Below are 13,815 nucleotides of genomic sequence, written 5' to 3'. Positions count from 1 at the left end.
GGCGTGTCGTCGAATTCGCCCCCGGACCCGTCCACCGTCCGCTACGACGGACCGTGGACCCATCGGGATGTGCATGCCAACGGCATTCGCTTCCATGTCGTAGAGGCCGATCCGGCCGTGAGCGGGTCGGCGTCCTACGGCGACCCGGATACGCCGCTGGTGGTGCTGCTGCACGGCTTCGGCGACTTCTGGTGGTCGTGGCGGCACCAACTGACCGGGCTGGCCGCTCGCGGCTACCGGGCCGTCGCCGTGGACCTGCGCGGTTACGGCGACAGCGATAAACCGCCGCGCGGCTACGACGGCTGGACGCTTGCCGGGGATATCGCCGGCCTGATCCGCGCCCTCGGGCATACCGAGGCCACCCTCGTCGGCCATGCCGAAGGCGGTCTGGTCTGCTGGGCCACCGCGGTCCTGCACCCCCGCCTGGTGACCTCCATCGGACTGGTCAGCTCACCGCATCCGGCGGCGCTCAAGAGTTCCATCCTGCGGGATCGCAAGCAGCGCAAGCAGTGGCTGCCGGACTTCCTGCGGTATCAGCTGCCCCGCATACCGGAGAACCTGCTCACCGCCGACGACGGCGCCGAGGTGGAGCGCCTGCTGCGGCAGCGGGCCGGTGAACACTGGTCGGCCACTCCCGAATTCGCGGACACCGCCCAGCGCATGCGCCTGGCCATCCGGATTCCGGGTGTGGCGCACTGTGCCCTGGAATACCAGCGCTGGGCCTTCCGCAGCCAGTGGCGGCCCGACGGCGCGCGTTTCATGCAGACCATGCGGGAGCCGGTGCGCATCCCCGTGCTGTCGCTGTACGGCGACCGCGACCGGTACATCCTGGCGAGCACCATCCGGCGCGGGCAGGAACTCTCCCCCGAGCGGCGCGTGGTGGCCATCCCGGACGCGGGTCACTATGCGCACCAGGAGAATCCGGAGGCGGTCACCGCCGAGCTCGCCAAACTCCTGAGCTGAAGCCCCTTTTCACCCCGTCATCCCGGCATGTTCTCGGCCGGGATGCACGCCTACCGTGTGGATCCCGGCCAAAAGCGCGCCGGGATGACGGGGGAACTCAGCTCAGGACGCAGCTGCTGGTCCCGACCGGAGCCGAAACCCCTGCCGCCTGTTCCACTTCCGGCCGCACCTCGTCGAGGGTCAGCACGTAGCCGGTGTCGTCGTCGGTGACGGCCGCACCGAAGACCACGCCGAGGATATTGCCGTCGGTGTCCACCAGCGGACCGCCGGAGTTGCCCGGCTGCACCTTGCCGCGCACCGTGTACACCTCGCGCTGCACATTGTTGTCGCGATAGATGTTCGGGCCCTTCAGATCCAGGGTCTCGCGCACGCGGGCGGCGCTGGCGGTGTAGCGACCGCCGCCCGGATAACCGAGCACAATGGCGCTCTCACCGGAATTGGCGGCCTTCGGAGCCAGCGGGATCACCGGCGCGGTCAGCCCCGGCACCGCGAGGATGGCCACATCCTTGGACGGATCGAACAGCACCACACTGGCGGTGAGCGGACCGCGCGCGGTATCCACGCTGACACTCGCGGTGCCCGCGACCACGTGCGCATTCGTCATGATGCGCTCGGGCGCGACCACGAAGCCCGAACCCTCCAGCTGCCGTTGGCAACTCGGCGCGATACCGCGAACCCGCAGCACACTGCCCTGCAGCGACTGCGCGACCGGCAGCTGCAGCACGCTCGGATCGGGCGGCTCCACCGCGGCGATCGGCACCCGGCCGAACGGGCCGATCACATCCGGCAGCCCGGAGGTGTTCAGCAGATTCGAGAACTCGTTCGGCACCCGGCGCAGCCAGTCCGGCGCGACCCGGTCCACATTGACCAGCACCTGAGAGTTCTTGACGGCGGCCGCGATTCCCGGCTGCGACGAGTTCGCGAGCGGCAGCGCCAGCAGCCACGCGGTGGCCAGCACGGCCGCCATCTGCAGGCCCGCGCCCACCACGCTGTCCAGACTGCGGGTGAACGGATCACGCATACCGCCGCGCGCGGCGCGGCCGAGCACCATGCCCGCCACCTCGCCGATGATCACCAGCACGACGATCAGCAGCACGCCGACGATCACCCGCGAACGACCCTCACTCAGATGAATGAGGATGTGCGGCGCGATCAGAATGCCCGCGACCGCGCCCAGCACCACGCCTAGGAAGGCCAGCGCGGAGGCGACCGCACCCTGCCGCCACCCGGAGGTGGCCGCGAGCAGCGCCAGAATCACGATTCCGAGGTCGAGCCAGGCCGAGGAGCTCATAAAGTCATCCCTACCGCGGCCAAGGAGGCCTGCAGATCACGCACATCGTGATGGTCCCATTCATGTTCCCAGCCGGACACCGCAAGCAGTCCGGCCAGCACGCCCGCGGTGAATCCCCACACCAGCATCCCGTCCACCGCGAAGGCCGGACCCATGTACCCGAGCGGATGCCGCACCACGAACCGGTTGGCGGGATCGATGAGATCCGCGATCGGCACCCGCACCACGCGCGATGCCTCGGTCTCACTCACCACACCCACCTCGCCGGGCGTGCGCCAGTAGGCCACGATCGGCGTCACATCGAACCGCGAGGGCGGTACGAAAATCTTGGGGAGCACCCGGATCGGCTCCACACTCTGCGGGTCCAGGCCGGTTTCCTCCTGGGCCTCCCGCAGCGCGGTACTGATCGGGCCGGTGTCCTGCGGCTCCACCCCGCCACCGGGGAAGGCCACCTGGCCGCTGTGCTGCCGCAGGGTCGCGGCACGCTGGGTGAGCAGCACATCCGCATCCGCGGGCAGACCGCCCCGCGCCTGCGGATCGGACTGCACCGACCCGCTGAACAGCACCAGCACCGAGGCATCCCGCGAACGCACCGCGGCGGAGACGAAGCGGCGCATGGTGGTTCGGCTCAACACCGGATTGGTCCCGGTGGGATCCTCCGGGTCGTGTTCCGCGACACCGCGCAACCATTCCGGTACCGAGCCCGCAGGCACCTCGAGTCTCATGCCCACACTCCCGAACCTGCGATAGCAATACCGGCAATCATGCAGCAGCACACGAAATTCCGGCGCAGCCCTGGACCGACGCAGATCGTAACGGCCGCGCGGCCGGGGCGCACCGGCAACGCACCGATCGATACCGGGTGAGTCACGCCACCGCTCCCTGGCCGGCGCCGCTGCGGACGAGGTCACGCACCACATCTCGCGACGACACCGAGGCGGCGCTTGCGGGCGCAACTCGCCGAGGCGCGGCAACAGAGCCGGGCGAGGCGACTGGCATTGCGGGCCTCACGCTTTCACGCCCAGCTCGGCGGCGACGGTGGCGGAGATATCGTCGACGCTCTTGAAAGGGCGGACGATCAGCTTGGCGACGGTCCCGTCGGGGCGCAGCAGCACGGAGATAGGCAGCACCGCGGGCGCACCGACCGCATTGCGCACCTTGGTATCCGGATCCTCCACGCCGGGCAGATGAATACTCAGGCCGGTCAGGCGGGAAAGCCCCTTGGCCGTGCCCGGATCGCTGTGCACGGTGAGGACGGTGACCGCACCGGCGGCACGGTCCGAGAACTGTTGCAGCAGCGGCAGCTCCTCGGCACACGGGCCACACCAGTAGGCCCAGAGATTGAGCAGCGCCGGTTTCCCGGCCAGCGCGGCGGTCAGATCGATTGGGCGGCCGTCTGCGAGACAGTTCAGGGTGAGACCACGCAGCGGGCCGCCGGCCACCGGCGCACCGCTCGGATTCGGGCAGTCCGCGAGAGCGGCCTGCGCACGATCCGCCGCGGAGACGGGATTGCCCGCAGGAACCGGCGCACCACCGGTTGACGGGTCGCCGGCGCTCGTACAAGACGCCGCCGCCAGCCCGAGTACGGCAATCACCGCGGCCAGGGCACCTCGCCGCCGAACCCGCCGACGGCCGTGAGCAGTCCGGCCGACCTGATGTAAACCCTGCAGTCCAAGGCTGTTCCGACGCTGCTCGAACCCGTCCCGGCCGTGCCCGACGAACCCGTCCCAGCAGTGCCCGACGAACCCGTCCCGGCCGAGGCCGTCTTCGCTGTGCCGTTCGAGGGCGTTCCAGCCGTGCCCACTGTGCACGTCCGTAACCGGGGCCGTGCCCTGGGGAACGCTGTCCTTGCCGGGAGGCGCAGGCCTCACAGCCCCACCAATTCGAGCAGATGCTCGGTCTCGGGGCCCTTGATCAGGGCCGCGGCCGTGGCCGGGTCGGTCGGTCCGGTGCCGTAGGAGGGGCAGTCCTTGGCCAGGATGCAGGCGCCGCACGCGGGTTTGCGGGCATGGCAGACGCGCCGGCCGTGAAAGATCACCCGGTGCGAGAGCATGGTCCACTCTTTGCGCTCGATGAGGTCGCCGACAATGTGCTCGACCTTCACCGGATCCTCTTCGTCGGTCCACCCCCAGCGGCGGACGAGCCGGCCGAAGTGGGTGTCGACAGTGATTCCGGGCACACCGAAGGCATTGCCGAGAATGACATTGGCGGTCTTGCGCCCGATGCCCGGCAGCTCCACCAGCTGCTTCAGCGTGTGCGGCAGTTCCCCGTCGTAGCGCTCGACCAGGCCCTGCCCCAGGCCGATGAGCGAACTGGTCTTGTTGCGATAGAAGCCGGTGGGCCGGATGTACTCCTCCAGCTCGGCCCGATTGGCCTCGGCGTAATCGCGGGCACTGCGGTACCTGGCGAACAGCGCCGGCGTGGTCAGGTTGACCCGCACGTCCGTGCACTGGGCGGAAAGGATTGTGGCCACGGCCAATTCGAGGGGCGTGGTGAAGTCGAGTTCGCAGTGCGCGTCCGGGAAGGCCTCCGCGAGCATGCGATTCATGCGCCGGGCGCGCCGCACCAGACCGGTGTGCGTCTCCTTGGAACGTGATTTCGCTTTCCCGCCGGCGGGCACAGCTGCGCCGCGAGCCGGGGCCGCTACGCCCGAAACGGGTGCCGCTTTGCCGGTTTTCGGCGCTTTGTCGCCCGCACTCGGCGCTGCCTTCTCGCTGGTGGGCACGGCAGTACCGCCCGATTCGGCCCCATTTGCGGCCGCGCTGGATGTGGAGACACGCACCCGTCCACCTTACGGAACCAGCCTGCCGCGACAACCGGGCTGAGTGGACGCCGTGTTCCATCTGAGACCTTCGCCGTGTTTACTCCTCCCTATGCAAGGACTCGCTGTGGTGCTGTTTCCGATAGCGCTGATGCTGTTCGCACTGGTGATGGAACGGGTCGAGAACAGGCTGCGCAAGCTGCTCGAACCGGACCCTGAGGTTCAGCAGTACTTGGATCGAGCGACGAATGCCGAGGTCAGTGACCTCACCAAGCTGGGCTTGCCCGCTGCCGCCGCCCGCCCGCGGCGCGCCCGGACGGCCGCCAAGGGTATGGACGTCGCGCAGGCCAGTTGAGGCGCTTCGCTCAACCGTTCACCGTGTTCGGCCCGGGTGCGGAAAATCGCACCGATCAGCACGGATTTCGATCTCCTGTGGGTTGCCGATACTGGCGTGTCGCGAAAATGCAGCTAGCGTGTCGCGAGACCGTCCGTGCGTGTCGCGTAATCGGACTCCGCGTGTCGGAGAATGAGCGTGCCGCGTGGTGTCTATCACTACCCGGACGTATTGCAAAGTAGACTGCACTGTCGGCCGAATGCTTCGGTCCAGAACAGAGCCATTTCCCATAAGGAGCACATTCGTGGACGAGGCCCTCGCCAGAGCAGGCATCTTCCAAGGCGTCGAGCCCACCGCGGTGGCGGCTCTCGCCAAACAACTTCAGCCCGTGGACTTTCCGCGCGGTCATGTCATCTTCAACGAGGGTGAACCGGGAGACCGGCTCTACATCATTACCTCCGGCAAGGTGAAGATCGGCCGACGTTCCCCTGATGGTCGCGAGAATCTGCTGACGATCATGGGCCCGTCGGACATGTTCGGCGAGCTGTCGATCTTCGACCCGGGTCCGCGCACCTCGACGGCCACCACCGTCACCGAGGTTCGCGCGGTCACCATGGATCGGGACGCGCTCAAGGCGTGGATCGATCAGCGCCCGGAGATCGCCGAGCAGTTGCTGCGGGTGCTTGCCCGCCGTCTGCGCCGCACCAACAACAACCTGGCCGATCTCATCTTCACCGATGTGCCCGGCCGTGTTGCCAAGGCGCTGCTGCAGCTGGCTCAGCGTTTCGGGACCCAGGAAGCGGGCGCGCTGCGCGTGACCCACGACCTGACCCAGGAGGAGATCGCCCAGCTGGTCGGAGCTTCCCGCGAAACCGTGAACAAGGCCCTGGCCGACTTCGCGCACCGCGGCTGGCTGCGACTGGAGGGCAAGAGCGTCCTCATCTCCGACTCGGAGCGCCTGGCCCGCCGCGCGCGGTAGGGGTCACAGGGAACAGAGACTCGTAAGGACCGGGTCGTCACCGAGGTGACGACCCGGTCCTTACGTGTATTCGAACGGGCTACTTCTCGGCGCGCAGATAGGCCAGCTGAGCATTGACCGAGCTGTGGGCGGCCGGCCAGAGGCGCTTGTCGACGTCGGCGTAGACCTTGGCGACGATCTGCAGGGCCTTCGCATTCGGGCCCAGCTCCGCAAGAGCCGCGCGAACCTGGTTCAGGCGCTCCTCGCGGTGCTTGATGTAGAAGTCGATGACCGGGAGCGCGTCGACGTGGTCCGGGCCGTGCGCCGGGAGCAGCACGCGGGCGGGCGCCACCGAGGCCAATCGCCGCAGGGATTCGAGGTAGTCGGCCAGCGCGTCGTCCCGAGACTCCAGGACGGTGGTGCCGGTGCCGAGCACGGTATCGCCGGTGAGCAGTGCGGCATCACCGTCGTCGGGGCCGTCGAGCAGGAAGCTCACCGAATCCTGGGTGTGCCCGGGCGTTGCCAGCACGGTGATCCGCAGCCCTGCGGCCTCGATGACCTCACCGTCCGTCAGAACGGCTTCCGAGCCATGCAGGAATTCGGGATCCGCGGCACGCACCGGCGTTCCGGTCGCCTTGACCAGACGGCCGATGCCGCCGGTGTGATCGTGGTGATGGTGCGTGATGAGGGTGAGCGCGATATTGCCGCCGGTCGCGCGCACGATCGCCTCGGTGTGCTTGCGATCCTTGGGACCGGGATCCACCACGATGTAGTCCACGCTGCGCGGCGCGCGCAGCAGCCAGGTGTTGGTGCCCTGCAACGTCATTCCGCTGGGATTGTCGGCCAGCAGAACGGCGGCGGACGGAGTCACTTGCCGTAATTGCTCATATGCGGGGTGAGTGAGCGTCATATCACTTCCTAACCGAATCCCCTCCGTCCCACCACTATTCACCTCGCCGCGATTCCATCCCTCACCCGCCCCGAGTTCGCGGCCCGCCCGGTTCTGGACTGAGCGGAGCGATGCCGCGAAGCAGCGGGCGGAGGGAGGGAGGGAGGGAGGGAGGAACCGGGTAACAGGGCCGCGAACCCGCCGGAGCGAAGCAGGGGCAAATTAGACGGAGCGAACTTCCGCGATGAGTTCGACCTCGACGGGGGTGTTCTTCGGCAGTTCCGAGACGCCGACAGCGGAGCGTGCGTGCACGCCCGCATCGCCGAAGACCTCGCCGAGAAACTCCGACGCGCCGTTGATGACCAGCGGCTGATCGCTGTAACCCGGTGCGGAGGCGACGAATCCGACGACCTTCACGATCCGCACCACATTGTCGAGCCCGACCAGATCATGCACGGCGGCAAGCGCATTGAGCGCGCACAGCTGTGCGGCCTCGGCGGCCTGCGCGGTGGAGACCTCCGCGCCGACCTTGCCGGTGACCGTCAGCTGCCCGTTCACGAAGGGCAGCTGACCGGAGGTGTAGACGAGATTGCCGGTGCGCACGGCCGGGATGTACGCGGCCACGGGTGCGGCCACGGCAGGCACGGTGAGCCCGAGCTTTTCGAGGTTCTCCGCCCAGGCGGTGGCGGCGGCCATCAGTTCTTCGGTCGCTTCAGGTAGGCGACGTGCTGTTCACCGGTCGGGCCGGGCAGCACGGAGACGAGCTCCCAGCCATCGGAACCCCACTGGTCGAGGATTGCCTTGGTGGCGTGCGTCAGCAGCGGCACGGTCGCGTACTCCCAGGCGGTCAGATCACTCATGCCGTGAGATTAGCCCCGGACCACGACGTCCCATACTCCGGACCCTGCTCTGGCGCACCCGATATCGGGAAAGCAAAGATTTCAGAGTGGTGTATCAGACAGTTGGTGTCTCTTCTGGGCATGAACCAGGAACGAGTTATAGGCTCGCGAGCGTGGGAGTACCGATAGCAGTGCCCGTTTCGGTTGAGCCGGGGGTCGAAGCAGGTTGGCCGGAGCGGGCAGACAAAGCCCGTCTGCATTACGTATCCGGAAAGGGCGGCACCGGGAAATCCACGGTCGCGGCCGCATTGGCACTGGCACTCGCGGCGGGGGGCCGCCGCGTACTGCTGGTCGAGGTCGAGGGCAGGCAGTCCATCGCCCAGCTCTTCGATCTGCCGCCGTTGCCGCCCACCGAGACTCGCATCGCCGCCGCGGACGGTGGCGGCGAGGTGCTGGCGCTGGCCCTGGATGTGGAGCACGCCTTCCTCGAGTACCTCGACATGTTCTACAACCTCGGCTTCGCGGGCCGGGCCATGCGCCGGGTCGGTGCCATCGAATTCGTCACCACCATCGCGCCGGGCCTGCGGGACGTCATCCTCACCGGCAAGATCAAAGAGTGCGCGGTGCGCGTCGACAAGAGCACCGGCAAGCTGGCGTACGACGAAATCGTCATCGATGCCCCGCCGACCGGCCGCATCGCCAGCTTCCTGGACGTCACCCAGGCCATGGCCGAAATCGCCGGCGGCGGCCCGATCGCCTCGCAGGCCGAGAGCGTCTCGAAGCTGCTGCACTCGCCCCAGACGATGATCCACCTGGTCACCCTGCTGGAGGCGCTGCCGGTCCAGGAGACCGCCGACGCACTCGCCGAGCTGAAGGCCAATGACCTCAATGTCGGCACGGTCATCGTGAACCGCGCCAGCGAGGGCTTCCTGCCCAAGCCCCTGCGCGAGCGGGCCGCCGCGGGCGACCTCGACACCGACGCCCTGCGCGCCGGACTGGCCGAGGCCGGAATCACCCTGTCGGAAGCCGACTTCCAGGGTCTGGTCGCCGAAACCGTGGAGCATTCCGCCCGCCTGCACGCCCAGGACGAGAACGCCGCCGATCTCGCGAAGGTCGATATCTCGCGGCTGTACCTGCCGTCGCTCGCCGACGGCATGGACCTGGGCGGGCTCTACGAGCTGGCCGAACACTTGACCGCACAGGGAGTTCGCTGACCATGATCGTTCCGGCCACCACCGTCCCCCTGAATATTTCCAAGCTGATCGCCGACCCGTCCGCACGAATTGTGGTGTGCTGCGGTTCCGGTGGCGTCGGCAAGACCACCACGGCCGCGGCCATCGCACTGCGGGCGGCCGAGGCGGGCCGCAAGGTCGTGGTGCTGACCATCGACCCGGCGCGCCGGCTGGCGCAGTCGCTGGGCGTCAGCGACCTCGGAAACACCCCGCAGAAGGTGGAATTGGGCGACGGCGTCAAGGGCGAGCTGTTCGCCATGATGCTGAATATGCGCCGCACCTTCGACGATATGGTGCTCGAGCACACCAGCCCGGAGAAGGCGGAGCAGATTTTCGCCAATCCGATCTATCAGACCGTCGCGTCCTCCTTCGGCGGCACCTCGGAGTACATGGCCATGGAGAAGCTGGGCCAGCTGGCGAGCAAGCGCGAGTGGGACCTCATCGTGGTCGACACTCCGCCTTCGCGGAACGCCCTCGACTTCCTCGACGCGCCGAAGCGTCTCGGCAATTTTCTGAACGGGAAAATGATCCGCGTGATCATGGCCCCGGGCCGCGGCGTGGGCAAACTGGTGGCCGGCGCGATGAGTCTGGCGCTGCGTGGCGTGTCGACCATTGTGGGCGGTCAGCTGCTCAAGGACGCCTCGCTATTCCTGCAGTCGCTGGAATCGATGTTCGGCGGCTTCCAGGATCGCGCGGATCGCACCTACGCCATGCTGTCGCGGCCGGGCACGCACTTCATCGTGGTGGCGGCGGCCGAACCGGACGCGCTGCGCGAGGCGTCGTTCTTCGTGGACCGGCTCTCGACGGACAAGATGCCACTGGCCGGTCTGGTGCTCAACCGCACGCATCCGGTGCTGCTGACCTCGCTGTCGGCCGAGCAGGCCCAGGTGGCCGCGGATCGGCTGGCTCCGGCGGCCGCGGTGAATGGCGCATCTGAGACACCGGCGGCTTTGGCCGCGGCGGTCCTGCGCATTCACGCCCAGCGGGCGACCACCGCCAAGCGGGAACAGCACCTGCTGCAACGGTTCACCGGCGCGCATCCGAGCGTGCCGATCGCCGCCGTGACGGCACTGCCGTTCGAGGTCGCGGATGTCGAGGCGCTACGGGCCGTGGGCAATGAGCTGGCCGAGGCCGGCGATAAGCGTTCGGCCTGAGCCGAACGTGATGATCGCGCAACCCCCCTGATCAGCACCGGAGGATTTGCCTGTTCTGCCCGTTATTACCCCGGACACGGATCGAGCCCGCAGTTGCGGGCTCGGTCCGTTCTGCTTATGGGGGATCAGGATTACATAGCTACTTTCTGCGTCCGCTGGACCTGGAAGAAGTCGGCCCAGGATGTCACCTCGGGATGCTGCTTGAGCAGCGCTCGGCGCTGCCGCTCGGTCATGCCGCCCCACACACCGAACTCCACACGGTTGTCCAGGGCATCGGCCCCGCACTCCATCAGTACCGGGCAGTGCCGGCAGATGGTTGCCGCTTTGCGCTGCGCTGCGCCACGCACGAACAGCTGATCGGGATCTACTTCCTTGCATCGGGCCTGGGAAACCCAGGCGATTCTCGCTTCGGCCTGCTCCACGTCCAATCGAGCAATCGGGGTAGTCATGTGCATTTGGTATGCCCCTTTGCAGTCCGAACACCGGGTCACGGCGCTCCAGAATCGCGTGTACAAAGCGCAGCTACCCAACCCCACTGCGTTCTGCACCACATTCCACTTTGAGTGTTAGCTCTATCACACTGGGTTCTCAATCTAGGTAATCAAGTGCGCCAAGCGCAAGACCGTGCCGAGATTTTCTGGTACGTCCGTCCATGCATTCGTCACCAAAAACCGGGCAGTCGGCACTATTGCGACTGAGGGACACCAGAGCCGGGCGGGCACCGGCCGCCGCAAAGGGCAATTAGGCTAGGGCTCGTGCCGATCACACGAACGCTCGCGAGACTGGCCGGCAGCTGCATCCTGGCCGCTGTCCTTCTCGCTGGGCTGCTGTTCCCACTCGCCGGCGGCTTCGGCTATATCTCGAACCGAGCCGCCGACGCCGTCGACAATGTCTCCGCCGAACTGGTCGAGGGCGCGGTGCCCGCGGTCTCGACCATGGTCGATGCCAGCGGTACGCCGTTCGCATGGCTGTACGAGCAGCGGCGCTTCGAAGTTCCGAGCGACAAGATCTCCAACGATATGAAGCTGTCGCTGGTCTCTGTCGAGGACAAACGCTTCGCCGAACACGGAGGTGTGGACTGGCAGGGCACCTTCCGGGCCTTCCTGACCAATACCTCCGGCGGTGAGGTGCAGCAGGGCGGCTCCACCATCGACCAGCAGTATGTGAAGAACTACCTGCTGCTGGTGGTGGCCAAGACCGACGCCGAACGCCGCGCCGCCACCGAGACCACTCCCGCCCGCAAGATCCGCGAGATCCGGATGGCGCTGACGCTGGACAAGCAGCTCACCAAGGATGAGATCCTCACCCGCTATCTGAACCTGGTGCCGTTCGGCAACTCCTCCTACGGCATCCAGGACGCCGCCCAGACCTATTTCGGTGTGGACGCCAAGGATCTGACCATCGTGCAGTCCGCCATGCTCGCGGGCATGGTGCAGTCCAGCTCCAAGCTGAACCCGTATACCAACCCCACGGGTGTGCTGGAGCGCCGGAACACCGTGCTGGACACGCTGATCGGGAACATCCCGAGCCGCGCCGACGAATTCCGCGCGGCCAAGACCCAGCCGCTGGGCGTGCTGCCCGAGCCGAAGGGCCTGCCGCGCGGCTGCATCGCGGCCAATGATCGCGGGTTCTTCTGCGATTACGCGCTGCAGTATCTGGCCAATGCCGGCATCAGCCGCGACCAGATCGACAAGGGCGGCTACCTGATTCGGACCACCCTCGATCCGGATGTGCAGAACGCGGTGAAGGCCGCGGCCTCGCAGAACGCCGATCCGAATCTGGACGACATCGCCTCGGTCACGAATATCGTGGCCCCGGGCCAGGATTCGCATCCGGTGCTCGCCATGGCCTCGAGTCGCACGTACGGGCTGGACGGAAACGCGCATCAAACCGTTCAGCCACAGCCGTATTCGCTGGTCGGTGACGGTGCGGGCTCGATTTTCAAGCTCTTCACCACGGCCGCGGCCATGGAGAAGGGCCTGGGTATCAGCGCGCAGCTGGATGTGCCCGCGAACTTCCAGGCGAAGGGCATGGGTAACAGCGGCACGCCGGGCTGCCCGGCCGAAACGTACTGCGTCAAGAACGCCGGTAACTACAAGTCGCCGATGTCGGTGACCGAAGCCCTCGCCACCTCGCCGAACACCGCCTTCGTCAAGCTGATTCAGGCGGTGGGCGTGACCCCGACGGTGGATATGGCCGTGCGCCTGGGCATGCGGTCCTACGCGCAGCCCGGCACCTCCGGGCACGGCAACCAGAGCCTGGCCGACATGGTCAAGGAGCAGAACCTCGGTTCGTTCACGCTCGGCCCGGTCGCCGTGAACGCTCTGGAACTGTCGAATGTCGCGGCGACGCTGTCGTCCAGCGGCCGCTGGTGCCCGCCCACTCCGATCAAGGAGGTGGTGGATCGCAGTGGCAAGCAGGTCCCGCTCACGCAGCAGGCCTGCGAGCAGGTGGTGGATCCCGGATTGGCGAATACGCTCGCCAATGCGATGAGCCATGACGTGATCGGCGGCGGTACCGCGGCCGGGTCCGCCGGATCGATCGGCTGGAACCTGCCGCTGTCGTCCAAGACCGGAACCACCGAGACGCACCGCTCGTCGGCCTTCCTGGCTTTCAGCGGCTCGTTCTCCGGTGCGACCTACATCTACGGTGACAGCCCGACGCCGGGCGAGATCTGCTCGTACCCGCTGCGCAACTGTGGCAGCGGAAACCTGTACGGCGGTAACGAACCGGCGCGCACCTGGCTGAGCGCGATGAAGAACGTGCTCGGCAAGTTCCCCCCGCTGGGCCTGCCACCGATCGACGACAAGTACGTGCGAGGTTCGAATAACTCGCAGATCCCGGATGTCATCGGCCAGCAGCAGGCCGAGGCCACCTCGACGCTGATCGCGGCGGGCTTCCAGGTGTCGGTCTCCTCGGCGCCCGGCCCGAACAAGGGCTCGGTGCTGAGTTGCTCGCCGGATGGTTCGGCGATTCCGGGTTCGGTGATCACGATCTCCGTGAGCGACGGCAGTCAGCGCCCCGCGCCGCCGCCGAGCGACCCCGCGGCGCCGACCATCCCGGGTCTCCCCCAGATCCCCGGATTGCCCCGCCTCCCACCGATCCCCATCCCGATCCCGATTCCGCGCTAGGCGGAATCCGATCGGCCCGACCAATTGACTGCGGCCCCACACCGATTCGGTGCGGGGCCGCAGTCATGCTCCAACGCCACACAGCCTGTTTCCCGCGCCACAGCCCGTTTCCCGCGCCCACTCTGCCTGTTGGCCGCGCCGCAGTCTGTTTCCGCGCCACACAGCCCTTTTCCCGCGCCACACAGCCCGTATCACAGCCCCGAATAACGCCTGCGCGACTCCCACAAGGCCTGCGCGGTACAGCGGTCTCAGGCTGTGCGCGT

At 67.3% G+C, this 13,815-nt stretch carries 14 protein-coding genes; 6 read left to right on the top strand and 8 right to left on the bottom strand.

Translation table 11 applies throughout. From position 1 onward, the window contains the following. Positions 1–3 precede the first annotated feature (3 nt). Entirely contained in the window at positions 4–963 is a 960-nt protein-coding gene (locus ABZX86_RS35555; protein WP_355130090.1) for an alpha/beta hydrolase, read from the top strand. Positions 964–1,060: 97 nt separating this feature from the next. Here ABZX86_RS35555 and ABZX86_RS35550 read toward each other — a convergent pair whose 3' ends face one another. The 4 genes from ABZX86_RS35550 to nth form a co-directional block, all read right to left on the bottom strand. Beyond that, positions 1,061–2,254: a MarP family serine protease gene (locus ABZX86_RS35550; protein WP_355130088.1), complete on the bottom strand. Its 1,194-nt coding sequence runs from the start codon at positions 2,252–2,254 to the stop codon at positions 1,061–1,063. Further along, positions 2,251–2,979: a CoA pyrophosphatase gene (locus tag ABZX86_RS35545; protein ID WP_355130086.1), complete on the bottom strand. Its 729-nt coding sequence runs from the start codon at positions 2,977–2,979 to the stop codon at positions 2,251–2,253. The genes ABZX86_RS35550 and ABZX86_RS35545 overlap by 4 nt, the downstream gene beginning before the upstream one ends. Before the next feature lie 282 nt (positions 2,980–3,261). Next, positions 3,262–3,924 carry a TlpA disulfide reductase family protein gene (locus tag ABZX86_RS35540; RefSeq protein WP_355130264.1) on the bottom strand — a complete coding sequence of 221 codons (663 nt, stop codon included), beginning with the start codon at positions 3,922–3,924 and terminating at the stop codon, positions 3,262–3,264. A gap of 197 nt (positions 3,925–4,121) precedes the next feature. After that, the gene (gene nth / locus ABZX86_RS35535) at positions 4,122–4,874 is read right to left on the bottom strand and encodes an endonuclease III (RefSeq protein ID WP_355130262.1); all 753 of its coding nucleotides are present in this window, start codon (positions 4,872–4,874) and stop codon (positions 4,122–4,124) included. Positions 4,875–5,127: 253 nt separating this feature from the next. Here nth and ABZX86_RS35530 point away from each other — a divergent pair, with 253 nt between their 5' ends. After that, entirely contained in the window at positions 5,128–5,370 is a 243-nt protein-coding gene (locus ABZX86_RS35530) for a hypothetical protein (RefSeq protein ID WP_327143288.1), read from the top strand. Positions 5,371–5,653: 283 nt separating this feature from the next. After that, the gene (locus ABZX86_RS35525) at positions 5,654–6,328 is read left to right on the top strand and encodes a Crp/Fnr family transcriptional regulator (RefSeq protein ID WP_019044571.1); all 675 of its coding nucleotides are present in this window, start codon (positions 5,654–5,656) and stop codon (positions 6,326–6,328) included. Positions 6,329–6,407: 79 nt separating this feature from the next. Here the strand turns inward: ABZX86_RS35525 and ABZX86_RS35520 are convergent, their stop codons facing one another. From ABZX86_RS35520 to ABZX86_RS35510, 3 genes are all read right to left on the bottom strand, one after another. Beyond that, the gene (locus ABZX86_RS35520; RefSeq protein WP_355130084.1) at positions 6,408–7,217 is read right to left on the bottom strand and encodes an MBL fold metallo-hydrolase; all 810 of its coding nucleotides are present in this window, start codon (positions 7,215–7,217) and stop codon (positions 6,408–6,410) included. A gap of 201 nt (positions 7,218–7,418) precedes the next feature. Continuing rightward, a complete protein-coding gene (locus tag ABZX86_RS35515; protein WP_355130082.1) occupies positions 7,419–7,892 on the bottom strand; it encodes a RidA family protein in 474 nt (157 codons plus the stop codon). Continuing rightward, a complete protein-coding gene (locus ABZX86_RS35510) occupies positions 7,892–8,056 on the bottom strand; it encodes a DUF4177 domain-containing protein (protein WP_297628122.1) in 165 nt (54 codons plus the stop codon). The genes ABZX86_RS35515 and ABZX86_RS35510 overlap by 1 nt, the downstream gene beginning before the upstream one ends. 170 nt (positions 8,057–8,226) lie before the next feature. On the opposite strand from ABZX86_RS35510, the gene ABZX86_RS35505 reads away from it, so the two are divergent. Together ABZX86_RS35505 and ABZX86_RS35500 are read left to right on the top strand one after the other, a co-directional pair. Then, positions 8,227–9,249 carry an ArsA-related P-loop ATPase gene (locus ABZX86_RS35505; protein WP_355130080.1) on the top strand — a complete coding sequence of 341 codons (1,023 nt, stop codon included), beginning with the start codon at positions 8,227–8,229 and terminating at the stop codon, positions 9,247–9,249. Positions 9,250–9,251: 2 nt separating this feature from the next. Continuing rightward, positions 9,252–10,421 carry an ArsA family ATPase gene (locus tag ABZX86_RS35500; RefSeq protein ID WP_355130078.1) on the top strand — a complete coding sequence of 390 codons (1,170 nt, stop codon included), beginning with the start codon at positions 9,252–9,254 and terminating at the stop codon, positions 10,419–10,421. Positions 10,422–10,552: 131 nt separating this feature from the next. Here ABZX86_RS35500 and ABZX86_RS35495 read toward each other — a convergent pair whose 3' ends face one another. After that, positions 10,553–10,876, bottom strand: coding sequence for a WhiB family transcriptional regulator (locus ABZX86_RS35495; RefSeq protein WP_297628127.1), 324 nt, complete (start codon positions 10,874–10,876; stop codon positions 10,553–10,555). A 300-nt stretch (positions 10,877–11,176) separates the two neighbouring features. On the opposite strand from ABZX86_RS35495, the gene ABZX86_RS35490 reads away from it, so the two are divergent. Further along, complete coding sequence (locus ABZX86_RS35490; RefSeq protein WP_355130076.1) at positions 11,177–13,552, top strand: transglycosylase domain-containing protein; 2,376 nt, start codon at positions 11,177–11,179, stop codon at positions 13,550–13,552. Positions 13,553–13,815 lie beyond the last annotated feature (263 nt).

Origin of the sequence: Nocardia sp. NPDC006630 (assembly GCF_040611495.1) — a bacterium.
Taxonomy (GTDB): domain Bacteria; phylum Actinomycetota; class Actinomycetes; order Mycobacteriales; family Mycobacteriaceae; genus Nocardia.
This window is presented reverse-complemented; position numbering and strand designations above follow the sequence as displayed.